Source organism: Paenibacillus sp. HWE-109, assembly GCF_022163125.1.
GTDB lineage: Bacteria > Bacillota > Bacilli > Paenibacillales > NBRC-103111 > Paenibacillus_E.
Map to the genome: position 1 here is coordinate 4,637,021 of NZ_CP091881.1, position 25,362 is coordinate 4,662,382.

21 protein-coding genes and 2 pseudogenes are annotated in these 25,362 nt (G+C 39.5%); 8 read left to right on the forward strand and 15 right to left on the reverse strand.

Annotated elements, in window-relative coordinates; genetic code table 11:
* Positions 1–2: 2 nt before the first annotated feature.
* From LOZ80_RS19815 to LOZ80_RS19845, 7 genes are all read right to left on the reverse strand, one after another.
* Complete coding sequence (locus LOZ80_RS19815) at positions 3–827, reverse strand: carbohydrate ABC transporter permease (RefSeq protein ID WP_238166336.1); 825 nt, start codon at positions 825–827, stop codon at positions 3–5.
* Positions 824–1,702 (reverse strand): carbohydrate ABC transporter permease, encoded by an 879-nt coding sequence (locus tag LOZ80_RS19820; protein WP_079412535.1) that lies wholly within the window; start codon positions 1,700–1,702, stop codon positions 824–826. The genes LOZ80_RS19815 and LOZ80_RS19820 overlap by 4 nt, the downstream gene beginning before the upstream one ends.
* Before the next feature lie 111 nt (positions 1,703–1,813).
* Entirely contained in the window at positions 1,814–3,121 is a 1,308-nt protein-coding gene (locus LOZ80_RS19825) for an ABC transporter substrate-binding protein (RefSeq protein WP_238166337.1), read from the reverse strand.
* A gap of 187 nt (positions 3,122–3,308) precedes the next feature.
* Complete coding sequence (locus LOZ80_RS19830) at positions 3,309–5,081, reverse strand: sensor histidine kinase (protein ID WP_238166338.1); 1,773 nt, start codon at positions 5,079–5,081, stop codon at positions 3,309–3,311.
* A 20-nt stretch (positions 5,082–5,101) separates the two neighbouring features.
* Positions 5,102–6,646, reverse strand: a complete 1,545-nt coding sequence (locus tag LOZ80_RS19835; protein ID WP_238166339.1) for a response regulator transcription factor — start codon at positions 6,644–6,646, stop codon at positions 5,102–5,104.
* A gap of 242 nt (positions 6,647–6,888) precedes the next feature.
* On the reverse strand, positions 6,889–8,943 hold the full coding sequence (locus tag LOZ80_RS19840) for a methyl-accepting chemotaxis protein (protein ID WP_238166340.1): 2,055 nt from the start codon (positions 8,941–8,943) through the stop codon (positions 6,889–6,891).
* A 287-nt stretch (positions 8,944–9,230) separates the two neighbouring features.
* A complete protein-coding gene (locus LOZ80_RS19845; protein ID WP_238166341.1) occupies positions 9,231–9,602 on the reverse strand; it encodes a MerR family transcriptional regulator in 372 nt (123 codons plus the stop codon).
* A 138-nt stretch (positions 9,603–9,740) separates the two neighbouring features.
* Between LOZ80_RS19845 and LOZ80_RS19850 the strand changes: the two genes are divergently transcribed.
* Entirely contained in the window at positions 9,741–10,499 is a 759-nt protein-coding gene (locus LOZ80_RS19850) for an SDR family NAD(P)-dependent oxidoreductase (protein WP_238166342.1), read from the forward strand.
* A gap of 736 nt (positions 10,500–11,235) precedes the next feature.
* On the opposite strand, the gene LOZ80_RS19855 is transcribed toward LOZ80_RS19850, so the two are convergent.
* Complete coding sequence (locus tag LOZ80_RS19855; protein WP_238166343.1) at positions 11,236–11,487, reverse strand: hypothetical protein; 252 nt, start codon at positions 11,485–11,487, stop codon at positions 11,236–11,238.
* Positions 11,488–11,893: 406 nt separating this feature from the next.
* Complete coding sequence (locus tag LOZ80_RS19860; protein WP_337950968.1) at positions 11,894–12,019, reverse strand: RidA family protein; 126 nt, start codon at positions 12,017–12,019, stop codon at positions 11,894–11,896.
* A 329-nt stretch (positions 12,020–12,348) separates the two neighbouring features.
* Between LOZ80_RS19860 and tlp the strand changes: the two genes are divergently transcribed.
* Complete coding sequence (gene tlp / locus LOZ80_RS19865; protein ID WP_238166344.1) at positions 12,349–12,570, forward strand: small acid-soluble spore protein Tlp; 222 nt, start codon at positions 12,349–12,351, stop codon at positions 12,568–12,570.
* An 887-nt stretch (positions 12,571–13,457) separates the two neighbouring features.
* Here tlp and LOZ80_RS19870 read toward each other — a convergent pair.
* From LOZ80_RS19870 to LOZ80_RS19880, 3 genes are all read right to left on the reverse strand, one after another.
* Positions 13,458–14,084: an undecaprenyl-diphosphatase gene (locus LOZ80_RS19870; RefSeq protein ID WP_283214677.1), complete on the reverse strand. Its 627-nt coding sequence runs from the start codon at positions 14,082–14,084 to the stop codon at positions 13,458–13,460.
* 668 nt (positions 14,085–14,752) lie between these two features.
* Positions 14,753–15,319, reverse strand: a complete 567-nt coding sequence (locus tag LOZ80_RS19875; RefSeq protein WP_238166346.1) for a histidine phosphatase family protein — start codon at positions 15,317–15,319, stop codon at positions 14,753–14,755.
* Positions 15,320–15,395: 76 nt separating this feature from the next.
* Positions 15,396–15,680, reverse strand: coding sequence for a stalk domain-containing protein (locus LOZ80_RS19880; RefSeq protein WP_238166347.1), 285 nt, complete (start codon positions 15,678–15,680; stop codon positions 15,396–15,398).
* 486 nt (positions 15,681–16,166) lie between these two features.
* Here LOZ80_RS19880 and LOZ80_RS19885 point away from each other — a divergent pair, with 486 nt between their 5' ends.
* Positions 16,167–17,003, forward strand: a complete 837-nt coding sequence (locus LOZ80_RS19885) for a glycosyltransferase (RefSeq protein WP_238166348.1) — start codon at positions 16,167–16,169, stop codon at positions 17,001–17,003.
* Positions 17,004–17,165: 162 nt separating this feature from the next.
* A pseudogene (locus LOZ80_RS39320) lies at positions 17,166–17,933 on the forward strand (COG4705 family protein); the annotation flags it as partial.
* 537 nt (positions 17,934–18,470) lie between these two features.
* Here the strand turns inward: LOZ80_RS39320 and LOZ80_RS19895 are convergent.
* Positions 18,471–19,076 carry a DedA family protein gene (locus tag LOZ80_RS19895; RefSeq protein ID WP_238166350.1) on the reverse strand — a complete coding sequence of 202 codons (606 nt, stop codon included), beginning with the start codon at positions 19,074–19,076 and terminating at the stop codon, positions 18,471–18,473.
* Between the two features lie 207 nt (positions 19,077–19,283).
* Here LOZ80_RS19895 and LOZ80_RS19900 point away from each other — a divergent pair.
* From LOZ80_RS19900 to LOZ80_RS19910, 3 genes and pseudogenes are all read left to right on the forward strand, one after another.
* A pseudogene (locus LOZ80_RS19900) lies at positions 19,284–19,657 on the forward strand (C40 family peptidase); the annotation flags it as partial.
* Between the two features lie 160 nt (positions 19,658–19,817).
* Complete coding sequence (locus LOZ80_RS19905) at positions 19,818–20,516, forward strand: response regulator transcription factor (RefSeq protein WP_238166351.1); 699 nt, start codon at positions 19,818–19,820, stop codon at positions 20,514–20,516.
* A 5-nt stretch (positions 20,517–20,521) separates the two neighbouring features.
* Positions 20,522–21,889: a HAMP domain-containing sensor histidine kinase gene (locus LOZ80_RS19910; RefSeq protein ID WP_238166352.1), complete on the forward strand. Its 1,368-nt coding sequence runs from the start codon at positions 20,522–20,524 to the stop codon at positions 21,887–21,889.
* On the opposite strand, the gene LOZ80_RS19915 is transcribed toward LOZ80_RS19910, so the two are convergent.
* Positions 21,886–22,953, reverse strand: coding sequence for a YheC/YheD family protein (locus tag LOZ80_RS19915; protein ID WP_238166353.1), 1,068 nt, complete (start codon positions 22,951–22,953; stop codon positions 21,886–21,888). The two genes, LOZ80_RS19910 and LOZ80_RS19915, sit on opposite strands and share 4 nt — an antisense overlap.
* A 345-nt stretch (positions 22,954–23,298) precedes the next feature.
* Between LOZ80_RS19915 and LOZ80_RS19920 the strand changes: the two genes are divergently transcribed.
* Positions 23,299–23,688 carry an AlkZ-related protein gene (locus tag LOZ80_RS19920; RefSeq protein WP_238166354.1) on the forward strand — a complete coding sequence of 130 codons (390 nt, stop codon included), beginning with the start codon at positions 23,299–23,301 and terminating at the stop codon, positions 23,686–23,688.
* 667 nt (positions 23,689–24,355) lie between these two features.
* Here the strand turns inward: LOZ80_RS19920 and LOZ80_RS19925 are convergent.
* On the reverse strand, positions 24,356–25,360 hold the full coding sequence (locus LOZ80_RS19925; protein WP_238166355.1) for a hypothetical protein: 1,005 nt from the start codon (positions 25,358–25,360) through the stop codon (positions 24,356–24,358).
* Positions 25,361–25,362 lie beyond the last annotated feature (2 nt).

The following is a 25,362-nucleotide window of genomic DNA, read 5'->3' on the forward strand; positions in this document are numbered from 1 at the left end:
CATTATTTTACAGATCCTACCATGCCCGCAACGAATTGTTTTTGCATCAAGAAAAATACGATCGCTGTCGGCAGTGTTGAGATGACAATAGCGGTCATGATCACCCCAAAATCCGGTGAATAACTCGAACCCAAATTGGAAATCAACAAAGGAATCGTTCGTTTCTCCGGTGTTTGCAAGACAATAAGCGGCCACAAGTAATTGTTCCAACTAGACATAAACGTAATGATAGCAGCAGCTGAATACGTTGTTTTCATAGTCGGCATATATATACGGAAAAACAGTCCTAATTCCGTCAGTCCATCAATACGCCCAGCTTCCAGAAGCTCCTTCGCAAACATTTTCGTGCTTTGACGGAAGAAGAAAATGAGAAACGCTGTCGTGAATGTCGGAAGGACGACCGCGTTCATCGTGTTGATCCCGATTAATGGAACCGTACGCGAAATGCTGGAAAACATCTGGTAAAGCGGAACCATCAACGCCGCGAACGGAATCATCATGGAGACAAGCAGTAAATTAAACACGATATCTTTGGCTTTGCTCTGATAGATTTCAAAAGCATAGCCAGCCAGCGAAGCAACCAATAAAGCCAAAATGGTTGTAGTTAACGAGATCTTCAATGAATTCCAAAGTGCGGGAACGAGATTAATGGAATCTGTTAATTTATGAAAGTTGTCCATGAAATGCGACCCTGGTAACATTCGGCCCTGCGTAACGTCCACAGACAGATTCGTGGAACTAATGACCATCCACAGGAATGGAAAAATGGATATTACAGCCACAGCAGCAAGGAAGAGGTAGATAATTGTACGTCTTAAAGCTATCATTTTTTATCACCTGCCAATTTGATTTGAAGGACAGATAACACAATGATCATGACTACAACCGAATAGGAAACCGTTGCCGCATAGCCAAAATCAGGTGTGTATTTAAAGGAAAGATTGTAGATGTACTGCGATATGGAGAGAGTAGCATTCCCTGGGCCACCCTTCGTAATATTCATAATCTCATCGAACAATTGCAACGTACCAATCGTCGAGGTAATGGACGTGAAGAGAACAATTGGCTTAAGCATTGGAAACGTAATAAAGAAAAACTGTTTGATCGGAGAAGCTCCATCAATACGGGCTGCTTCATAAATAGAGCTATCAATATTTTGCAATGCGGAAAGGAAAAAAATCATATTATATCCTGTCCAGCGCCATGTAATGGCAAGGATAATCGTAATTTTCGCCCAGAAAGGATCGGAAATCCATGCAATCGGCTGTCCAATCAAGTGAATCTTAATTAAAGCCATATTAATCAAACCATCGTTGCCAAACAAGTATTTGAAAACAACGGAGTAGGCAACAAGTGAAGTCACGCAAGGTAAGAAAATAGCTGTACGGAAAAAACCTTTGAAACGAAGCTTACTGTCATTCAACAAGACGGAAATCATCATGGACAGAATAATCATGACCGGCACCTGAATAATCAAATAGATAAACGTATTCTTAACAGCTGTAATGAATGTCTTATCGCTGAAGAGCCGCTTATAGTTGCTGATCCCGTTGAAATGCAGATTAGCCCCCGCACCAGTTTTAAAGGAAAGCAGCAATGCCTGAATCATAGGATAAAAGTAAAACAAACATATCATTAATACGGCAATAGCGATAAACAGCCATCCCGTAAGCTTTGCACGGCTACGTATCGAGTAGTTCATTAGCTCCAAATCCTTCCTATTCATAGCGATTAAAAATTGAAACGCTGTCCTCTTCTTTGCATATTTCGCAATTCAGAGGTCAGCGTTCATAAGGTTAATGGGAAGAGAAACTTATTTAAGTTGGGATTCTGCTTGGGATTGTGCATCACTGAATACTTTGGCGATGTCTTTGCCCTTCAGGTAGTTTTGCATCTCAACTTTGAGAATATCTTCAATCGCATACGTATGCAGACCATAGTTGACTTTTGGAATTTGAGCCGTCCATGTTGCGAAATCAGAAATCACCTTTTGACCTCCGAAGAAATCGTCGGCTTTCGTATAGGCTTCACCTTGCGCAGCAGGTTTATAAGTACCAACAACCCCTACGTCTGTAACTAATTTTTGATACAAATTCACATCAGAACCAAGCGTTTTTGCAAGGAAATCAGCAGCCGCATCTTTACCATCACTGTTCAATACATACCAGGAGCTTCCCCCAAGGTTTGATGCGTTAACAGAACTGGCTGTGTTTTTCAACTTAGGAAAAGGAACAACTGCCCATTTACCGGATTGATCCGCTTGTGATTTAATGGATGGCGTAATCCAGTTACCTGTTGGAACAGAGACGACAGCACCGCTGTTGAAACCAGCAAGGAAGGAGTTCCAATCCGAGTTAATTTTCACAATATTTGCGTTCATGATTTCTTTGTATGTCTCGAAAGCTTCTTTCAATACTGCGTTGTCTTTGAGGTCCGGCGTGGTGCCATCACTTTTCAGATACCAAGCGCCAGCAGATTGAATCATCATACGAATTAAACCAAGATCATTGGGATCCTGCGTCAGCAAATCTTTACCTGTTTTTGCTTTAACAGCTTTACCGACTTCAATGAATTTCTGCCAGTCTATATTTTTCAGATCATCGACCTTATATCCTGCTTGTTCCAAATAATCTCTGCGCACATATAGTCCTGTTACGCCGGAATCAAATGGCACACCGTATTGTTTGCCGTTCAAACTTGTTGGACCCAACTTGTATTCAGCGAAATCCGAAGCCTTAATGGATGCGGACATATCTGCAAATGCATCTGGGTATGTTTTTAAAAAGCCTTGTGCACGGTAATCTTCAATCAATACAACATTCGGCAGACCTGACTTTGAACCGGAGTTCAAACCCGTATTCATCTTTTGAATAATGTCATCTTGCGCATATTCAACAACATTGATTTTCACATCAGGATGATCCTTGGCATAGGCATCTTTCGCTAGGTTCATTGCTGCAATATTAAAGTTCTTATCCCAAGCCCAAACTGTAATTTCCTTGCTCGTGCTCTTCGCACCGCCGCTAGGAGTGGTCGTTGATGATGTGTCAGACGAATTACTTGAACATGCCGTCAAAAGCAAAAAACTTGCAAGTAAAACCGTTGAAATTGTCTTCTTCATGTGGTCCCCCTTGATGATTTGAATTTGTAAGTGCTTACTTATAGATAATATCATTTGGGCAAATCGTCTTGTTAGAACGAAATTTACTGAAATTAGCGTTTTTATTGTATCTGATATCCCTTCCTCTACCTGTCATTTGTAATATTTTTATATTTTGCATTATTTTTAGATTTTTATTCTTCTACGTTTACTGTTCTGTGCGCCATGGAAGGCATATAGATATTTTCGTCCCTTGTCCTAAGGTGCTAGTTATAGTTACCCCATACTGTTCTCCGTACAAAAGAACCAAGCGATCATTCACATTGCGAATCCCAATCCCTGTGAACAATTGCCTCGCACTTGTGGGATTCGGTATCTCATCCGCTACGTTCGTAAGTTCCATGCCATCCCCATTGTCAACCACTTCACAAAGCAGCGTATCTTTCTCTTTCGTGATGATGACGTAAATATATCCAGTGCCTTTCTTATTAAAAGCATGAAAAAAAGCATTCTCGATGAAAGGTTGCAGCATCAACTTAGGTACTTGCGCAGGCATACAGTCCGGTGAAACAAAATAATCGACTTTAATGCCTTGGCCATAGCGAATCTGATTAATGAACACATAATGCTTTAAATTCACTAACTCTTGCACAACGGGAATCGTTTCATTGACATTGCTGATGGTATTCTGCAGGAGAGAAATGAGTGCATGAATCGTTTGCGTGGCGGACTCTTGGCTCCCTCGCTGAACGAGGATGTTAACGGAAGCCAGCGTATTATATAGAAAATGCGGGTTAATCTGCTGCTGCAGCGCAGCTAATTCTGCCTTGCGCTGCTCCTTCTGCGTATCAACAAGCTGGGAGATATAGTCGTTCAACTCGTCGAGCATAAAATTGAAGGAGCGACTAAGCTCCCTTGTCTCATAGGTGCCCGTAACCGCCATATAATTGTTAAAATTCGTTTTCGTGACCGTAGACATTTGCTTAACAAGCCTTCTTAACGAGAGCATCAACCTCCGCGTGATCACATACACAACGAGCACAGCAATAGCCACGATTCCCGCAACAAGGAAGAAAATCGATTTCCTGTTAAGCATTTGACCGAGTGTCACCTTCTTATCAATGACATTCATAATGTAGAAATCGTACAAAGCCAAATCATCAGCCAATACAATGACATCCTTATCGGCCATCTTCATTTCATCCTTTGCCAGCCCATTTTGCCGAATCTTCTGAGCACTATCTAAAAGCTCTTTCGAAGTTGTCCCGATCAACTCGGCTCGATTGCTGGAAACGATTAGACCTTGACGATCCAAGATCATCACGTCATTCCCATCACTTGTAAAACTTGCGTAAAACGATCTTAAAACACTTTCTTTCATGATGATATAAAGCGTCCCATACCACTCTTTGCTAACAGGATCAGTCATCGTTTTGGCGGCTACTACTCCTTGATCCCCAGAACCTGGCGTCCCTTCACCCAAATAGCTATACAACAAGCGTCCCGGCTGGTTCCGCGACTCCTGTGTAATGGGATTTCGTTCTAAATCCGCCGAAGTACCCGACCAGTAGGTATTGTATCTCGTGTAGTTTTTTCCATTTATACCCGAAATGATCATCCCAATGCTCTTAGCCCCAATACCCGACTGGATTCGCTTCATCTGCTCGCTCATGTCAAATGTCACTACGGAGTTGGTTTCCGAATCGACATCTCTTTCGGTCAAAAAACGCTTAATCGCGCCACTTTGCGCGGTGTTAATGATAATATTTACATTAGAATAATGAATGGATTCAAGACCGCTTTTGATTTGCTCAATGATTTTGGAATTCGTGATACTGAATGTCTTAACAAAAAGCTCCTCCGACATTTGCACGGTAACCCAGGAAGTGGCCACCGTAACCGTAATTATGCTAAGAACCATAACTAGAAACAATTTACTAAACAAACTTTGATCAGAGATCCTTCTTAGCCATACCCTCATATGCTTGATTCCTTTCGTCTTTATTTTTTTCGATAATGGCTAGGTGAAGTTCCCATCAGTTTACGAAATACTTTCGTGAAGTAACTATGATCGGAATATCCAACAAGAGAGCTAATTTCTGAAATTGTAAAATGCGCGCTATCCCTTAATAATTCACAAGCATGTTCAATCCGAATACGATTCAAATACTCATTGAAACCTTCTTTATTATGAATGGTAAAATAATTGGACAAATACGAAGGGTTGAAATGAAACTGTTTGGCTACTTCAGTCAACGTAAGCGGTTCAGCAAAATGTTCATCCAAATACATCAAAATCTTTTGTATACCCGGAGCATTTGTTTTATTTCCTGTTACACAGTCAGTTGCCTCATTCAGAAACTTGGCTAAAAGAGCGCGCACTTCCCCAATATGTTTGGCCTCATGAATGGCACGAAAATACTCATACTTCGCTTCATCAAGCGTGCGAGCCTCAAAGTGAAAATGCAGCAGCGTGACAATAATATTGAATAGGCTGTGTCCTAAAAAAGATTTAAACTCAAACATGTCCGTATCAAGCCTATCAGGCATGGAGTCGACATATCGGCTGAGACGTTGAAAAGCTAAATGAAATTCTTGATGATTCAGCTCCGCGGTAAACGCCTCCGAATCAAACGTTTCGCCATTGCCGACCACTTCCACCAATTCATCAGCAAAGAACAGTTGTTGATCCGATAAAAAGAACCGGTGATCCAACACTTTGAGAATATCATGCGTATAAATTTCATGAAGTTCTTGGATTTGCGTGAAATTTTTGCTGAGTGCTGCATAGAAGGATAAGCCCGCTCTCACACCCGATTCCACCAATTGCTCAGCCAAATGGATGGCATCCACTCTGCCAGCATCCGCTGTATTCAGCAAAAAACGGATGTGGCTATCTTGAAGTGAAAGACGGTGAACGACAACAGGCTGCTTAACATCCTGAACCATTCCTTTTAGAAATGCCTCGATCCATTCCTCATTTCTTTTCATCGAGGATGTGCTATCTTGCATATCTACAACTAATAAAACGAAATAAGGATATGGCAAATGAGTGTTGATCTCCGCACCCTCAAGCTCCATGGCATAACCCGAAATCAACCTGTCCAGCACATAGTCGACGGACTGTCCTTTTTCATTCGTAAAGTCCATATGTCGGAAGGCTGGCATTCCCTGAACGGTCTTTTTTAAAACGGCTAGCAGCGAATTCGCATCCAATTTTGGCTTTAATAAATAATCGGCTACACCGTGCTGAAATGTAGAGCGCACATACTCAAATTCACCGTAGCTGCTGAGTACCACAATTTCAATTTCCGGATATAGTCCCTTCACAACTCTTACCAATTCTTCCCCACTCATAACCGGCATAACAATATCCGTCAGAATCATGTTAGGTTGGAATAATTTAACCATCTCAAGCGCATCCTTACCGTTAGAAGCCTCGCCAACAATGTGGAAGCCTTCGCTTTCCCAATCGAGAAGATGCCTGATTCCTTGACGCACCAACATCTCATCATCAACAATTAATAACTTGCAATACGTCTCCATGACTAACTCCTTTACCGATTATACATAGGTTCCCACATTTAGTTTGAATGATGTATCAATCCCTGTCACATTGTAAATTTATTTGCTCACTTTAACAAGAATAAATCAACTTCCTTCCCGAATGCTTAATTACACAGCTACGATTCTTTTGATTACTACCTTGAGGATAAAAAGAAAACTACCTTACGATAATTAATCGTAAAGTAGTTTAAATGATAATTCCGCTCACCATAATGAAATACTTAAACTTCGAATTTAGATAACGTCTCGTTAAGCGAATTGGATAGTTGGTCCAGCTGTTCCGACAGTTTGACCAAGCCATTGCTAATGCTGAGCTGTTCTGTGCTTAAGGAAGCTACCTCTTGGGAGGTAGCAAGTGACTCCTCGGCAACTGCGCTGACGTTCATCATCGCATCGGATAATACTTCTTGCGACTGCTCCAGCGTACTAATGGAATCGCTGACTGTGCTGAGTTGTACGATAAAGCCACCCATGTGTGCCGTGACTTGTTTGAAAATGGTATCCGCTTCTTTCACCGCTTGAATTTGTTGTTTGAAGATCGGTGTTGCTGTGGACAGCACTTTCACCGTCTCGTTGATTTCAACTTGAATTTTTTCTGTAATTTGGCCAACGACATAGATAGACTGCTTCGATTGATCCGCAAGTTTACGAATTTCATCAGCAACAACCATGAATCCTTTACCGGCTGTACCCGCACGTGCGGCTTCAATTGTAGCATTTAGGGATAAGATATTCGTCTGCTTCGTCATATTGTTCAGTACATCAAGAATTTGGCGGATCGAACTTGTGCTGTCTTTTAAGTTATCGACCTTATTCACCATGGAGCGGATCATTTCTTCCGTCAGACTCGTTTTATCAATAAGTTCAGCCATGTACTTCGTGCCTAGTTCACTAGAACTTTGAACATCCGTTGCTGCTGTGCCCATTTCAAAGTTCGCCTCAATCACGGTTTTCATTTGCAGGCCAATATGATGCGTCAGCTCATTACCGCGTTCTGACTCTGTGGCCAAACCGGCGGCGCCACCTGATATTTCTTCGGTAGCGAGTGCAATTTCTCGGGCAGCATTTGCTGTTGTTTTGGAGGAATTCGTCAGTTCAGCCGCCGTTTCGAGTACTTGCTGGGCAGAAGTGCTCGTTTGTTGAACTAATAACGTGATTTTCTCCATCATGATATCGAAGCTAGTGCCTAATTGACCGATTTCATCCTTCATTGTGTAATTCGAGCGTACAGTAAGCTTGCCCATAGCCCCTTGCTGCATGAGGTTACGCAAATGAATCAACGGTTTTCCGATCATGCGCACAACGAACAGACCAATCATAAGAGCTGCAATAGCTGCAAAAAACGCAACGATCAGCGTATAGTTGAAAATCTTTTTAGCCTTTTTGACCATAGAGCTTACTGGAACGTCTCCGATCAGATTCCAGCCGGAAACCTGCGACCTATAATAAGCAACTAGATGATCATCTTTCGTCGTAAACGAATTTTGTTCCTCTTCAAGCTGCTCTTTCGTCAGCTGGATGTCAGCTGTTTTTTCTATTTCAGTCATATCAGGTGTCGCGATGTTTGTGTTGCTGCTATTCGTAATGACAACGGAGCTGTTCTCACCCAGCGTCATTGTACCTAATTCGGTTTTCAAAATATCCGTGCTAAACTCTACGATCATTACGGCTGATGTTGCGTTACTAATGATGCGTCCAATCCCGAATGTGCTGGTGGAATCACTCGAATATCCTTTTGCTTTACTATCAAGCCAAGCCGCTTTACCACCTGCTTCGTTAATCTGCTTGAACCAAGCGGCATCACTAACACTCGCATCGGATTCATAGCCTCCACCACCTGTCCCGACAAGGAGTTTGCCATCCGAACTGTAAATGCGAAGTGTTTTGATGACTTTGTTGGAAAATGCGACAAAATTCAATTTTTCCGTTAGTTGACGACTAGTCTCCGCAGCGTTGTACGATAGGGGATCGAGTTTTGCCAATTTTTCCAATAGCTTCTGCAAATCATCATTGTACATCACTTGCAGGGTCAAATCTTCAAAAGTTTGATAGAGGAAATCAAGCTTTTGCCCCGCTTGCGTTACCGTCTGTAGACTGGAATCAGCCATATTGTTCTTAATCACGTCTTTCGAAACGAAGTAAGAAATGGCACCAACAACCATGACGAAAAACAAGATGCTGGCGAAAAACATCAGGAACAGCTTCATCCCTACCGATTTCGCCGGATTTTCAAGCTGTTTGAATGTAGAAATAAACTTCTTTAGGACATCTTTCAAGTCGCTCACCCACCATTAGTTTCTATTGGCATGCCTCCCAACTCTGTGGAAAAATAAGACATACGTAATTAGTTGGTTTAATGATTCGCCGCGATTCGACAGATTCCTTCAAATTTTGTTACTTTATTTTAAATTAATATTTTATAATGAAATTTTATTTCGAATAATTGGGTGTTGAATCCATACCGCTCTTTTTCGGTGGTGACTTTGATGTAAGTTTCGCCCATGGTGTTCTGCATCACCTCGAATGCATCAAGACTACTTGGATCACTCTTTATGTCGTCTGCTTAGCGAATGCCTGCCCCTTTAGTAATGAAATTTTTGTAGGTTGCAATTTTGTCCTTCAGCACCTTCTCTGTGGCTGTTAAGTTTCTGATTTGACTCTGAACAGAGTTTCTATGATCTTCGAGAAGGTTCAATCGGTCTTGGGCCGTATGCTCTCCTTCTAAATATAACTGCGCATATTTTCTGATTTGTGAGATCGGCATTTGGGTTTGTTTCAACCTCATCACAAATCGCAGCCATGCAAGATTGGCGTCATCGTATACTCTTTCTCCATTCGCATTACGTATCGGAGCAATAATCTCTTCCTTTTCATAATATCTCAGTGTATGTGCGGTTATCCCCAATAATTTGGCTACATCGCTGATCGTATACATACAAGCCCCCGAATCTATGTTAATTTTAAGAGTCCTCCATTATTATAAAAAACATTTGACTTAGAGTAAACTCTAACCTGTATAATCAAACCATTGTTGGTTTACCATACATTCGTGTAGAAAACGGGAGGAAATCATATGAAATATACGGTAGTTACAGGCGCCAGTTCAGGCATAGGTTATGAAACCGCTCTAGCTTTTGCAGCTCGCGGCAAAAACTTAATTGTTTCAGCCCGCAGAAAGGAACAGCTGGAGGATTTAAAGTCTGAAATCGCACGGATCTACCCCGAAGTAGATGTCGTCATTCGAGCGACTGACTTATCCGTTTCCGAGAATGCTTATAAGCTATATGAAGGTCTACAAGAGTTCCAAATTGAAACTTGGATCAACAATGCGGGTTTTGGCAATTTTGCTTCAGTGGCCCAGCAAGATTTAGATAAAATTTCTGCCATGCTGCATCTGAACATTGAATCGTTGACGATACTTTCCTCTCTTTTCGTTCGTGACTATTCCAATGTTGAAGGAACACAATTAATCAACGTTTCATCCGGTGGCGGCTATACGATTGTGGGAAATGCCATTACGTACTGCGCAACTAAGTTCTATGTGAGTGCCTTTACGGAAGGACTCTCTCATGAGTTAAACAGACAAGGTGCACTTATGCAGGCTAAAGTGTTAGCACCTGCTGCAACAGAAACAGAATTCGCGAAGCGTTCTTTGGATATCTCCGAATTCGAATATCACGGGACTGTGCCGAGGTTTCATACCGCGAAGGAAATGGCTGGATTCCTGCTTGACTTGTATGACAGCGACCGCGTTGTAGGAATTGTAGATGGTTTAACATACGAGTTTCAGTTAAGAGATCCTATTTTCAATTATGTGGCGAGCACTCGATAAGCTAGTCTCGTAATGGCAAGTTACGAAACATGACCATTGTGTGGCGTCTAAATTAGTGGACTATCGGCAAATATAACTTTGTATAAATATTTATTATGCATACTCGGAATGAATCCTGTTTTGGGTTAATGTAGCCTCCGTGCATCCTAAAACAAAAAAGGAACACGATAGCCCAAATTGGGTTCGTGTTCCACAATCCAAGACAATATTGAAAAATGATTTACCATCGATCTATTTGATATAAATAGATCGATGGTAAATCATCATTGTCTAACACATTGCATTATTGTATCAAGTGCAACTAAAATATCTTCTTGCTGTTTCTTGGAATATTGATTCAAAGTTGCATTCATAACTGGATCTATATAAATAAAGACTGCCTCTTTCGATATCTTATCATCGTTTTTCCACTCAATGGCTAATTGACTTAATACTGCACAAATCTCATCAACTCTACTTTTATCAAGACCATTACCTGTCCTTAATTTAATTAGCAGTCTTTTTCCATAGTAATCCCCTAAGAGAAACCTCAGTTCGATTACTTAAAAGTGGTAGAGGCTAAATGCTCTTATTCACTACAAACTCAAACAATTATTCGTGAAATACGTTTGATTTCCTCCTTATTTCCAAAAGGATTATCACGTTAATCCGCACGTTAATCCAATGAAAAAGAAGCTGAATCGCGGCAAGCTCCTCCACTATTTCTCGATAGAGTTGAATCATTTATGGCTGTCTGTTATATTCCGTGTTCAGCTATTTTAAATGCCTGCTTCAAGCAAGTAAGCTGATTTAATTTTACTCCCATTTTGTAGTTGAACACTCTGTAAATTAGTATCGCTAAGTCTGTTTCTGACTTGCACGTCGCGGATTTTTGAAAGATTTCTCCTATTTCAAAGCTATACTCGTTTTCTGGAGCACCTCCTGCTAAAAGACCAACAGGATCCCAGTCATTAATTATTTGGGTTAGAGACTCTATATCTATCTTCACCTATTTATCACCTTCTGATATTGGTTATATGTTCTAATTTTCCAGACCGTTAGCATAACGCGGCTGCCGATCCAAGCCAGCTATCGCGTCGTAGTTGTTTATTAAGCTAAAGTTCTGCGTTTAGTTCAAATTTGAGCCATATCAAAGATTCGCATTAGGGACCGCTACCAGAACTAACTATAGACCATCCTGATGATTTCTCATCTAGGTAAAAGATGTACCAATTCACTCCGCTTACTCTTCCTTGTCCTTCATACCAAAAATGGCATTTACAGTCACAGAGCACTATCATTGCAAATTACCATTTCCAATACCATCATGATAACCAGATTTTGATTCACCAATTGTAAACAAAAATAAGGTCTTCTTTTTCAATAAAGCAGGTCCTCATTTCTTCATTAGCATACTAACCTGAAACAAATAATAGCCCCTTCACATTAACGAAGTTTGCATATTTTGCAGCAGGTTCGCTCGCATTTGGCAAAACAATTCCTAAAGCTTTTAATCTGTTGGCTACTGTATGTTCCATCATTCCGAAATCCCCCTCACCATCTATAAACAACCATAAATTGGTAAAATTATACTCCCGTATCAAATAGAATGTCAATAAAATTGTTCCTCATTACTCCCGTTAACATTGAAAAGGCAGCCGATCATGATCAACTGCCTTCCTGGTGTATTATTAAGCTATAGTGTCCCGTTAGCTTAAGCTTAATTTCACAAAGTGAGTGTCATTTTCTGAATATATAAACGCCTTCATCCTCGACGTAGCCGTTTTTTTGTCTGAATGAATAATATGATTGATCATTTGGAATCGTATAACAGGATGTTAATCTATCGCAACAAAGGGAGGGAACTACTATGGCTAAGCCAGACAATCGCGAAGATAACCCAGCACGTATTCAGAATGCCATCGATAATACAATGGCAAATCTAAACGAAGCTGAGGATTACTTGGATGAACATGCGGATGAAATTTCTGCTGTAGACAAAGAAAGCATCGAATCCAAAAATGCTCGCCGCAAAGAGAGCATCAATGGATTTATCGCAGAGAAACAAGACGAATCCAAAGCGCAAGAATAACAGATTTCCCCATTTACTAAAAGCACCCTTTAGTCGAGATATCGGATAACCATTCTGGTTCAACCGAAGTCTGCTATAGGGTGGTTTTCTATGCCCGTTAGATTAATGCACTCCATAAATACAATGCCATTCCTAACAGTAGTAGAATGGACTTTATTGGAATAAGTATATGCCTCAGATTTTTAAAACATAAATAGTTCAAATAAATTGCAGTACTTACATAAAGTAACCAAAGAACTATGACTAGAATAACATTGTGTAATTTGGGAGGACCACATAAAAAAGCACAAATCATTATTAAAGCCAAACTTAAACCTAAGCATTTCGGAAACCATAACAAGACTATAAAGTTAGTTGTTACATACCTTAACCACATCATAATAACACCTGCAATTCATAAATATACTAATTACCAAAACAAGTCGAATCACTCAAATTCCTTTTAATAAAATATATAATATTTGGGTTTAGAGTATCAGTACTAACTTCTTCTCGTACCTGCTTCAGTGCTTCGGTAACCTGCCCGATAGCTTAAGAGGCTGCCACTCGCTTTCGCGGCGGCAGCCTCAATTTGTAGTTTATTGAAGTAACGTTCCCGTTAGTTTAGTCTGCCCTTGAAGAATTTAATGAGAAAAAATTATAATTGCCACAATATTTTAATAAAAAATTATTGAATATGTATTTACGATTGATATCATTTTGACTTAAAAATTTCACTAAATCATTACTCAGCTGCACAATCTCATTGTTAGCATTATTCGCATAGTCCCACGAATTACCGAAAAATCACTGGTCGTTGGGGCAGACATCGCCAAAAAGGTATATGTGGCGCGAGCCCGAACCTCCTACCCCGACTACTAAACGAAACACTTGATTTTTGAATAAATCTAAAAGTTTTTTGACTTGTTTCTCATTGTTCTTTTGAACAGAAGAAGAAGCTTGTTTTCATATTTTTCATAAATTTTTATGGTGGCCTGAGTAACATTAAGTTTAGGGAATATTAAATATATAGAAGTTGCAGCAGTTAGGCTAATTAATATTCCTGTTAAAATATCTAAAGGATAATGAACCCCAACCCATATACGGGAGACTCCCACTAGAACTGCTAACAATACCCATAAAATTGACCAACCTCTCTTAAAGAGCCAGAATGAAAAACAATATGAGAAGAATAAAATTGTATGGTCACTTGGAAAAGAATTGTCTTTTTCTTTATGTATCAGTTTATTAACGTCATTTAATTCAACAAAAGGTTGATAATTCGAGTGAAATACCCCTGAAACCTTTCCTACCGTAAAGGCACAAATGAAAGCGATTGATGCACAAAGAATCATAATTCTATTGTCCACATCTCTTGTAAACCAAATAATAAGAACACTTAGTGCAAGTAAAAAAACCATATATTCAGCAATAAAAATAAATGTGGGATTCAAAAAGGGATATTCTTTTCCTAAGTCATTAACCAACCTAAACAATGATAAATTAATTTCTAAAATATCCAAACTCAGCACCATCCAATCTCTTTTTTTAAACATAGTAAAAGAAAATTAGATGCTCTACCATCGAATCAAATAACATTATTTAGATTGATGTTACATTTTTGTAACATCGGTGTCATTTAACCACTGCTGATATGGATGATAAGGGATATTATATTCCCTACAACTTCACTGATTATCTGGAAGAAGATTTCGAATAACCCAACAATCTTTCATGGGAAAGGGTTTGTTGCGTTATCCTGCCCTTTAGTTGAATAGCAAAAAAGAGACCCACAGCAACGGGCTGAGGGTCTAAGGTTTATATTTAAAAGGGGGTCGAGTTTTATTATAGGCTTAATTCATTAATATCACATGAATGTAAGATTTCAATTATGTTACATTCACTTAACTCTCGTTATCCGTCAGTTTAATTAAGGACCTGACCCTGATTTATCGGCAATCCATCCTAATCTTGTTTTTTTAACATAAATATAACTGGAACTTAGATCACTAGCATAGAACAAGTTTCCTTCGGATCCCCTTTTTCCTTGATTTTTCAATTCAGTTGTAACAGCGAGTATTGGATGCCCAGTAAGTAAAATGTGTTTTCTTACTTCAATATTTGCTGTAGGAGAAGGAAAAAAGAGAAATAGTATTACTATCCCTAATGATGTCACAGTCCTCTTAAATAAACCTTATAAAATCTAATCATTCCACATTCTTGTTACTTCTTCTAATTCTAATTCCTCGAATTGCATTTTATAGATATCTGGTTTCTTTAATTGGTTCAAAAAATCCAAGCCAAAAGCTGGATCAAAATGATTCATCATCAAAGTCATTACAAGACCATGAGTCCCGATTGCTATTTTCTTCCCTCTGTGCTCTTTTAATATGGGTTTTAGAACTGTGATTGCTCTTTTCTGACAATCAGCATTAGACTCTCCACCCGGCAAGGTATGATTAAGGTCATTAAAACTCTCACTGATACTAGACATTAACTCTGCATTTCCAATAATATTAGTTGCAAAATGACGTTCTCTAAGATCTTCAAATACATTAATATCTAACTTTAAGTGCTCGGCCAATCCCTCAACACTAAGAATTGCTCGAGTATAAGGACTTGATATAATCATGTCAATTCCTTCACCTATAAGTAGCTTCGTTGCTTTTTCAATATCGATCTTTCCTTTTGGGGTAAGCCCTCTTGTTCTTTCATTTCCTTCATTGTATGGTGATTCTCCATGCCTAACCATATAGATAATTGTCTTCATACAGGGCTCCTTTAGATTTAGTTAACTATCGTACCCGATGGTTCAATAAGTAGCCAATTATAACCTTTGCCACTAATCAATGTATCTTCAAATCAATAAGTTTGTTATTCTCATCCCATATAACTTGTCCACCGAAGGATTCAGTGATAAAACGCAATGGAACAAGTGTTAATTCATTCTTAATAATTGGAACTTGATCTAGGAGCACTTTTTCAAACTGACCATATGTATTATCACCCCAAGCCCAAACCGTTCCATCCGTAAGTAACGCTAAATTATAACAATAGCCCGAGGATATTTGGCGTATATCTCCTTTTTCTGTAAGACCCGGTTCCACTCTTCCGTTTTTCCGCCTGAACATGTCAATTCCCCTTCTTCCAAACCACTTAAATTATGAGTACAATTTAATACTAATTTCTCCATTCCATTTCTTTTTCTCGACATATCATAATAAATACATTTGATTAAATGGAGATGAGCGAATGACAACCCGAGTTGATGTGTTAATGCCAGTAATTGAAAAGGACCTAGTTACACTTGCCCATGTTATGTATACCGTGATGTCTATATGAGGCCCTATTATGTTGTCTGGAAAGGACCTGTACACAAAAGAAGCGGTCTTGGCCGTGCAAGTAGAACGTATGTACATTCACTAAGGCGCCAGAATGTTACTGTTAGAGTTGGTGCTGCTTTAAGACATGGCATAACGTTAAAAAGACGAAAAGCACTTATTTATCATCATATTCCTAGTCAAATTCAATGGAAGAAAGAGCGAGTCTTGTATGATCGAATTATTTTGAATACCGTTTGGGAAACAAGCCGGATCCCCATGAAGTGGCGCCCCCATATGAACAAATTTGATGCGGTTTTTGTACCTTCACGACATAATGAAAGGGCATTAAAGAATAGCGGTGTAAAGATACCGATTTTCAATGTACCTCATGGTGTTAACACCAGGGAGTTTCATCCGAACAATAAGAAGCTGGCTTTGAGTCGTGCGGCGGGAAAATTTACATTCGTGTCTATCTTTGGCTTCCAGCATCGTAAAAATCCAGAAGGCTTGCTTAGGGCATACTGGGAAGAATTTTCATCAAAAGATAACGTTATTCTTGTAATCAAAACGAACGGATATGCAGCTTATGAGAATGAGCAATGGATTAAGCATCAGGTATCGATATATAAAAAAAGGCTGGGTATCCGCAAAGACACAGCCCCTGTTGTCATCATCGGCAGGCGGCTCAGTGAAAGCCAGCTGAAGGGTTTGTATACGCTCGGTAATGCCTTCGTCCTCCCCACTCGTGGCGAGGGCGTCGGACTACCTTTTCTAGAAGCATTGGCGAGTGGTGTGCCGGTCATCGCAACAGGTTGGGGTGGACAAATGGATTTCCTTACTCCTAATAACTCGTTCTTAATTCCTTTTAAGTTGAAGTGCCCATCTGTCAGCATGAACAGTCTGCATGCCATCTCAAGAAAGTTCAGCCATCTTTTTGCGCAAAAAGGACAACTATGGGCGGAACCGGATCTGCACAGCTTGAAGAAGATCATGAGGAAAGCTTATGAGAATCCCGGACTTTGCAAAGCAAAAGGACTCCAAGGCAGAAGAGATATGTTTCAATTATCTTGGGATCGAGCGGGAAAATTAATGAAGATTGCGGTTGAAAAAGTACTGCGATCTAAAAAATAAAATTGACTGTAAAGCCAGGACTGAGAATTCTCTGTCCTGGCTTGTCTGCGTTGTTAAGGCTTCCATGGATAGTGAACCCCATTTCTCATCTTCTTCTCATTTGATGCAAGTACAATAACCAAGTCAAGTAGTTTAATAATCAATGAACAAGGGGGATACAAAATGAAATCGATTCAATCGAATGAAATGAAACGTATGTTAAGTAAAGTCCCAGAGGTCACCATTTATTTCTGGATCATAAAAATCTTATGCACCACAGTCGGGGAAACTGCTGCTGATTTCCTCAACGTAAATCTCAATTTTGGATTGACGGGTACCTCCATTGTAACGGGAATCTTTTTGCTTGTAGCCATCTATGTTCAGTTTAAGTCTAAGCAATATATACCGAGCATCTATTGGTTGACAGTATTCTTGATCAGCATCTTTGGTACGCTTGTTACGGATAATCTGACTGACAACTTGGGAATTCCCCTTGAGGTGAGCACGATCGTTTTCAGTGCAGGCTTGGTAGCAACATTTATTTTATGGTATGTCAGTGAGAAAACACTCTCTATCCACTCTATATTTACGAAGCGAAGAGAAGCCTTTTATTGGTTAACCATCCTGTTCACATTTGCACTAGGAACGGCAGCTGGAGACTTAATGGCAGAAAGCTTAGGACTTGGTTATGTCGTAACAGGTGCCATCGTATGTGCGGTTATAGCCATCATGACTGCCGCGTGGCGATTGGGGCTTGATGCTGTACTTGCCTTCTGGATTGCTTATATCATGACGCGTCCATTGGGGGCTTCCATAGGGGATTTCCTTTCACAAACGCAAGATAATGGTGGGTTAGGCTTAGGTGCAACGGTAACAAGCGTAATATTCATTATAGCGATTCTGCTATTGGTTATTTTCCTCTCTGTCACCAAACGAGATTTGATACCAACATCTGCAAAGTCAGCTACTGAACCCAAACGTTCCGGCGTTAGATGGCAAGTTATTGTGGTTGTAGCTGTACTCGTGCTCGCGGCAGGAACAGGCTATAATATGCGACATAGTAGTCTCCAAGATGCCTTACCGACGGGATCTTCGTCTAACTCCGTCACTCAAGCTTTTCCACAAGATGATATTTCAAATTTCATGAAAATCACTGAAGATACATTAAGTCTTGTTCAAGCAGGGAATCCTTCAGCCGCAAAGACACGCGTGAGTGATTTGGAAACAGCTTGGGACAAAGCTGCTGCTCGGCTTAAGTCAATAAACAAAACGAAGTGGAGTACGGTTGACAATGCCATAGATAATGTATTGCGCCAAGTACGTGCTGTACACCCAGATGCTACTGCTAGTAAAGCATCACTGGAAGCTTTGATGTCCTTACTTAATTCATTTTCTAATTCGACCAACAGGCTATAGAATCTTCCCAGAAAATCTTCAGCAAAAAACACCTCCAATCCACTGATCCAGAGGATTGGAGGTGTTTTTGCTTTAGGATGAAAATCTTCGCTGACGTACCATCATTTTAACTCCTAACAAACCCAGACCGAATACACAAGCCGCGAAAATAAACCATATTGGATGATGGACATGCATAATTATGTGGTCCCATACTTTACCAAGCTTTTGACCTAGAAGAACAATAACTAGAATCCATGCCATTGCACCACCATACGAGATGATCATAAATTTAGTGAACCGCATTTTCGTAGCCCCTGCAATGAACGGAGCAGCATGCCTAAGACCAGCTACATAAAAGCCTACTAATAGTAAGATGGCTCCATGCTTTTTAAAATGCACTGCCCAACTTTCTAATCTGCTTTCAGTAAGCTTAATCCACTTGGTTACTTTGCTAATCCGCTTCAAACCTATACTTTGTCCTAGGAAGTAATTAACTGTCATGCCAGCACTTGCTCCTAGCCAGGCGAAGCCGATGATGCCGCCAAAATGTAAATTAGTCTTAACGGCTATATAGCCTGCACCTAGCAGGATAATCTCGATCGGTAACGGGATCCCTATAATTCCAATGAAGAGTGCTATAAAAATACCTGCATAACCGTAATGGGTGATTAACATGATCATTGAATGATGATTCATTTTTCTTCACCTGCCTCGTATTTGATAGTATCACAGGAAAGTGAGAAGAACATGAGAGAATTTTTAGCAACAAATAGTTATTTTGTGTATGGATTGTCAAGGTATTTCCCCTCATCCGATTCTCATGAACTTCTAATTAATACCCTTAAAGCCTTATTGGAACTAGTATTCCCCCATGTTTGGTAATCTATAGGGCATTCTAGATATGCAATATCTGGGAAAGCAAATAGTATCATTACAACTGGTAAACAATATCTAGGTGTGAGGTATAAATTCGGTGCTCAAAAAGGCAGCACAAGCTCCTTTGATTGTTCGTCTTTTACACAATATGTATATGGTAAGTATGGTATCAATCTTCCCCGTTCGTCAAAGCAGCAGTCACAAGTCGGAACTTTTGTTGCTAGAAATCAGCTTCAACCGGGGGATCTTGTCTTTTTCTACTCACCAATTCATCACGTTGGTATCTACATGGGGAATGAAAGATTTTGCACACTTATGGCAGCCCGGGTGTGACGATTTCAGATATGAACTCTGGCTGGTGGAGCAAGAATTACAAAACAGCCCGTCGTGTGATTCACTAAGTCTTCTTCCATTATGTTTTTAACTAAATAGCCAAGCTCAGAAGACCTCCTTCCGTTCTCCAACTGAAGGAGGTCTTCTGCCTATGGCAGAACATCCTGCTTTCTTGGTACATAAGATGTAGGGCGATTGATTTCAAACACCTTGAAAAGAGTGGTGTTAATGTCATATAGAATACTTGTCATCGAAGATGAAGAGAAAATAGCAAGGCTGCTGCAATTAGAACTCACACATGCTGGGTATATTGTAGAGTTGGCTCTAGATGGCTCAGACGGGTTAAGAAAAGCATTGAATGATAACTGGGATCTCATTCTGCTCGATATTTTGCTTCCTGTATATAACGGCTTTGAACTGATCAAATCCTTCCGCAAGCAGAATTCAGCAACTCCTATTATTATAGTAACTGCCTGCGGCACCCCCTCGGATATTGTGAATGGACTTGATTTCGGGGGCCAAGATTATGTAACGAAACCATTTCACTTGGAAGAACTGCTTGCTCGGATTCGCGCTTGCATTCGCCGCCAAAGCCAACTCCAAGAGGCCGATGACGAGCTTAATAAGCATAACTCCCTACTCTATACATTGAAAGGAACAAACGTGAATCTTCGATCCAGAGAAGTGTTCCAGGATGGTATAAAGATCGATTTTACACCAAAAGAATTTGAACTTCTGGTCTATTTGATCGAACATCAGAATGAGATCCTTAGTCGAGAAAAAATTATGACCGATGTGTGGGGTTACGATTTTATAGGCAATTCAAATCTGGTGGATGTATATATCCGGTATGTCCGCAAAAAGCTGCTTGCGCCTTATCCGAATATTCGAACAATCCGTGGTGTTGGGTACCTCTTGGAGGTCTAAATGAAATGAAAATTAAGACAAAAGCTTCTTTGCTGTCCTTCTTTTGGTTAATTTGTGTTCTATTGCCGCTTACCTTCATTATTTATTATCTTTATGCACAGTTTGAAAAAGAGGAAGAGATGGAAACCCTTCAATTTACAGCTAACCAAATACTCACGCATATAAGTCCTTTGGAATTACTTCAAGAGGATAGCAACCGAATTTTAAGAAGGTATCTACCCGATCACTCCATAATTCGCTCACTTGATCTTTCTTCAAAGGTGATCAACCAAGCAACTAACAATTCCGAATTAGCCGTTATTCCGCCGAAACACATGGATGTACAAGAGTCATACGCACAAAAATTTAATGATCAGACCGTTATGATCGTTCGAACACCCATTCGTCAAGGAATACAAATTATCGGAACGTTAGAAATCATTAAGGAACCCATAGAGCTTGATCAAAGCTTATATCGTTTGATTGGCATTATAGTGATCGTAACACTTGCTGCTATGCTCATCTCTCTATCTGCAAGTTTCTTATTGTCCAAACTATTATTTTTACCGCTATCTCGTATGATTCAGACGATGAAAGAGATTGAAACGAGTATTGCGATAAAAAAACTGCCTTTGAATCAAAAGTCAAAGGATGAGCTCTATCAATTATCTGAAACATTTAATCATTTGATGGAACGCATTGAGATAAGTATGAAGAAACAGCGGCAGTTTATCTCTGATGCCTCACATGAGTTCAAGACTTCACTCACAATTATTGAAGGCTATACATCACTCATTCGTAGATGGGGCTTTGAAAATATGGACCTTCATATGGAAGCTCTAAAAGCTGTTCATAACGAGAGCAAACGAATGAAACACATAACTTATCAATTGCTTGAATTGGCTGAAATGGAACATGCAGAAAGGCTTACTTTGTGTGTTTTTGATCTAGTAACACTTTGTGAAGAAAGCATTCAACTTCTTCAGCCACTCTCAAACAAAGAATTCATACTCGTCCCCTCCGAGAGAAGCATGATGATAGAAGCAGATCAATTGCAAATAAAACAAGTCATCTTCATTATTTTGGATAATGCGATGAAATACATGAAACATCAAACCCATATATACCTTTCTAAAACAGATTCAAATCATTGTATACGCATTGTTGATGATGGCTTAGGCATTCCCACAGAAGAATTGCCCTTCGTCTTCGAACGATTCTATCGCGTAGATCGATCCCGAAGCAGACAAACCGGCGGGTCAGGCCTAGGCTTAGCAATAGCTAAAAGTATTGTCAGTTTACATCATGGAACAATTCAAATCGTCAGCGAACGCCATAAAGGAACAGAAGTCATCGTTACCATCCCAAAATTGAAAACCTCCAACCCGTTTTAGGATTTGGAGGATTGAGCTTGCTGTAATAAATATTTGGCATACTGTAGAGGCGTTTCATATGTTCGGTAGAATGTAGCGCTCATCTTTGCTTTCTTAAAGGAATAGCGTTGGTCTCGCCCATTTACTTCAATTAATTTAATATGACCGCGATGATCAATCCCGATATCTAACCCCACATCGGCCAAATGAGGCAATTTTCCACTCAAATCATTCATGATACTAATAGATGCACGACGTATGTCATTCATCATCGTTTCAAAGTTGAATCTATTGTTTTTAAACAGTACTTCTGTTCGTCTTACCTTCCCACCTTTAGCCACGTTAGTTACATGTCTTCCAGCACTAGCGACTTTCCCCACCACGCCTGTTACTTGCCATCTTCCTGATGTACCGCGTTGGACAGAGACACGCAAATCATAGGGTCTGCCTTTGTATGTTGCTAATGCAATTGTTTCTTGAATCATGTAAGTTCTCTTTCCAACAACCTTCTGGATAACGGAAACAGCTCTCTTCGCCGATAACAGCGTTTGCTTTCCCTTTTTCCAAAACAACAACCATTTTCCGCTCAACTGCTTAGTCAGCTTCATGATTCCATTTCCAATACTATCGTTTGTAGGCTTTATGAATAAAGATTGATAAGCCGCCATAGCCGACTTTAATACCTTTTCTGAGTACTTCAGTGAAACGGGTAAGTAGTCTCGCAAATGTATGTTCTGATGTAAAAGTTTATAGATGTAGTATTTGTCATATCGATTTTGCCTATTGAAAATAAAGCTGTTTTTCGACAATTGTTTGAGCTTACGTTTAAGAAATGGTGACAAGGTCATGGCTCTGTTGTGTGTAACCTTTGGAATCGGTCGTCGTACAAATTTATACTTATTTTTCGTATAAATATAACCTTGAGCTGTAGTAATGCCAATCTGATGAAGCGAAGTATAAAAAGGCGTTAGGTTATGCTGCTTAGCTACCTGATTATATAAGGAAAGCTTCTCATTTCCTGTTTTGCCCTTAGAAATCCCCATAAAAATCTTCCGATCCAACAGAACACCTACTGTATGACCCATAAGCCCACCACCATTTCTAATATCTAACTTAGATATGGTATGTCTTTTCCTCATCAGCCAACACGGTGGTTACCCAATTAATAAGATGAGATTGTTATCATAATCGGGAATTATGCCTCCCCATTCTAAATTGACGCTTACCTGAGTTGATCATTCCATTTATGCATCACATCTTGAAATGGCTCGCATTCGCCTGTTTATCAAACTTAAAAAGAGAGGTGTTAGATTCGTTCAATATCTCTACTATTTATTATGATAAATTTCGTGTAATGTAATTGGTGTTATAAAAACCTTATATCTTCGTCGTAATACGCTATAGGAAGCTACGATTAGGAGGAAATACCAATGATCCAAATAAAAATCTCCATATATAAAGAGGCTGCTCAGCTTATTAATGAGGTGGGCATCTTGCCACTGGCACCACTTATTCCAAATCATCCCTCACTTTACGAAATTACTTTTGGCGATCAATGGCTAACGGGGACTGAAACTGATCCTTGGCTTTGGCGAACACGACTTCCCAGTGATGGCGCAGCGGCTTACGGTAAATTCATTAAGAAAAAACCAATTCTCATTTCACGCGAATTGTTCCCTTGGGTTAAAGTCATTCTAGTTATTAGAACCACAACTATTAAAAAAAAGAAAAATGGAGATTTGTTCATTAACGGTGTTCAGCTTTCTTTCCTAGACAGTGATTCAGGCGCAAAACTTGAAAGATTTGTGAAACCAGTTTAACCTTATACATTTAGTAAATTATCTGATTTCAAAATGTATGCAGGTGCAGTTTATAGTGCTCGAAGCAATATCAATACAGCTTCTATTGCATCTAATGATGGTAAAGCTGTTATGGCAAATGCATATAACATTCTTAATGGTTGGTCAACTGGTGTAAACACTTAAGTTATCTGAATCCGATAACTGCTGTTTTAATTGCAGGAGGGGATAATTTGCTCATTTCATCTATTATTGCAATGATACTTTTATTAATTGTTTTCATTCGTTTTATTTTTTTCTCTAAACTAATGAAGATGAAAGAAAAAATAGGGTTAATAGCACTGATTCCCGCCTTAGTTTTGCTCATCATAAACGGTATTAAGTAATATGTATTGCTCACCCATCAGAGTTGAGCTTTTTTCATTTCTAAATAGTTTTTCAGAAGGGCAGAATACATTTTCAATGGTTATCATAATAGGGGTGGAACATTTCAAGGGACATTTAGAAAGTATACACGCTTTATTAAAAAGGGTGATATTCCATAATTAATTAGAAAACGGAGCCCGCAAACCCGCGGCGCTGATGATTGTTTGTTGCAGAATTCGTTAGAAAAATATTTTTACTTTTTAACCACGTATGCATAATTATGCATTCATGCCAAACGACTTTTAGTATTACATATTTCACTTCATTTTTCATTGTTCTCGAACATAGAAAAAGCGTATCGAATGATGTCTTCACGGATAGTTTTTGGCATGCCGTAATTTTCATGCATATAGGCATAGGGGCTGACTTTTACTTCTTTACCATCTTTTTGTAATCTTGTAACTAAGGTAGAAATGGTTCCCAGCGGATTTGTAGGTGACCGTAGAAGCGATGCTTTAATTTCCAACAATCTTTTACTACTATCTTCAGTTTGAAACTGCAGTCTACCTCTTAAAATTTCAATTTGTGCTTCATATCGATCTAAGTGGTCGATTACCTTCCAATCCTGCCATTTCTCTTGAAGTCGTTGAACGATATTTGAAAAAACTTCTGCATACCATATTTCGATCTGCTTATTTTTTATGTCTAAATGAAATCCGGAAGATGGGAAGTCTGATGCCCATTCTTCCATATGAAATTGTTTATAACCAAAAGATTTATTACAGTTTTGCAAGAGCTCCGGTCCATGAAGCAAATATCCTTCGATACCCCCATCTAGAGGGAAAATTAGTGTTTCTTCATCTTCAAATTTTATGCTAGCAATAGTATCAATCCAATCCATTGCACCTGGAGGTCTTAAATTTACATTAGCTAAATCATCATCTTTACCAGAAAGAACCTTATCTCTCGAGACGCCAACGTATTCTGCAAGATCAACAATACCTTCATGTGCCCAGTGGATTTCCCAATCTCCCCAAACCCTCTGCATTAACTCTAGGAATAGCCTTCTATATGGGATATTAGATTGCACATCTTCGCCGCCGTAAAATAAGAGTAATTTTTTAGCTTCATCAATGACAGCTCCACCTTCGGCCCATATATCATCTAACCAATCTGTCTGATCAACTTTCTTTTGAGCTTGGATAAATGAAATTGCATGTTCTGGACCCCAAAATAGATCACTAGGTAGCGTATTTGCACACCAATGATTGTAATAAAGATCGTAACCATCTTGCTTTACAATAACTAAGTTAGCTCGTTGCCCCATAG

Excerpts from the sequence above, each read along its gene's own strand:
- LOZ80_RS19815 (WP_238166336.1), bottom strand. The coding sequence starts at position 827 with ATGATAGCTTTAAGACGTACAATTATCTACCTCTTCCTTGCTGCTGTG.
- LOZ80_RS19820 (WP_079412535.1), bottom strand. The coding sequence starts at position 1,702 with ATGAACTACTCGATACGTAGCCGTGCAAAGCTTACGGGATGGCTGTTT.
- LOZ80_RS19825 (WP_238166337.1), bottom strand. The coding sequence starts at position 3,121 with ATGAAGAAGACAATTTCAACGGTTTTACTTGCAAGTTTTTTGCTTTTG.
- LOZ80_RS19830 (WP_238166338.1), bottom strand. The coding sequence starts at position 5,081 with ATGAGGGTATGGCTAAGAAGGATCTCTGATCAAAGTTTGTTTAGTAAA.
- LOZ80_RS19835 (WP_238166339.1), bottom strand. The coding sequence starts at position 6,646 with ATGGAGACGTATTGCAAGTTATTAATTGTTGATGATGAGATGTTGGTG.
- LOZ80_RS19845 (WP_238166341.1), bottom strand. The coding sequence starts at position 9,602 with ATGTATACGATCAGCGATGTAGCCAAATTATTGGGGATAACCGCACAT.
- LOZ80_RS19850 (WP_238166342.1), top strand. The coding sequence starts at position 9,741 with ATGAAATATACGGTAGTTACAGGCGCCAGTTCAGGCATAGGTTATGAA.
- LOZ80_RS19860 (WP_337950968.1), bottom strand. The coding sequence starts at position 12,019 with ATGATGGAACATACAGTAGCCAACAGATTAAAAGCTTTAGGAATTGTT.
- tlp (WP_238166344.1), top strand. The coding sequence starts at position 12,349 with ATGGCTAAGCCAGACAATCGCGAAGATAACCCAGCACGTATTCAGAAT.
- LOZ80_RS19870 (WP_283214677.1), bottom strand. The coding sequence starts at position 14,084 with ATGGTGCTGAGTTTGGATATTTTAGAAATTAATTTATCATTGTTTAGG.
- LOZ80_RS19875 (WP_238166346.1), bottom strand. The coding sequence starts at position 15,319 with ATGAAGACAATTATCTATATGGTTAGGCATGGAGAATCACCATACAAT.
- LOZ80_RS19880 (WP_238166347.1), bottom strand. The coding sequence starts at position 15,680 with ATGTTCAGGCGGAAAAACGGAAGAGTGGAACCGGGTCTTACAGAAAAA.
- LOZ80_RS19885 (WP_238166348.1), top strand. The coding sequence starts at position 16,167 with ATGAACAAATTTGATGCGGTTTTTGTACCTTCACGACATAATGAAAGG.
- LOZ80_RS19895 (WP_238166350.1), bottom strand. The coding sequence starts at position 19,076 with ATGAATCATCATTCAATGATCATGTTAATCACCCATTACGGTTATGCA.
- LOZ80_RS19905 (WP_238166351.1), top strand. The coding sequence starts at position 19,818 with ATGTCATATAGAATACTTGTCATCGAAGATGAAGAGAAAATAGCAAGG.
- LOZ80_RS19910 (WP_238166352.1), top strand. The coding sequence starts at position 20,522 with ATGAAAATTAAGACAAAAGCTTCTTTGCTGTCCTTCTTTTGGTTAATT.
- LOZ80_RS19915 (WP_238166353.1), bottom strand. The coding sequence starts at position 22,953 with ATGGGTCATACAGTAGGTGTTCTGTTGGATCGGAAGATTTTTATGGGG.
- LOZ80_RS19920 (WP_238166354.1), top strand. The coding sequence starts at position 23,299 with ATGATCCAAATAAAAATCTCCATATATAAAGAGGCTGCTCAGCTTATT.
- LOZ80_RS19925 (WP_238166355.1), bottom strand. The coding sequence starts at position 25,360 with ATGGGGCAACGAGCTAACTTAGTTATTGTAAAGCAAGATGGTTACGAT.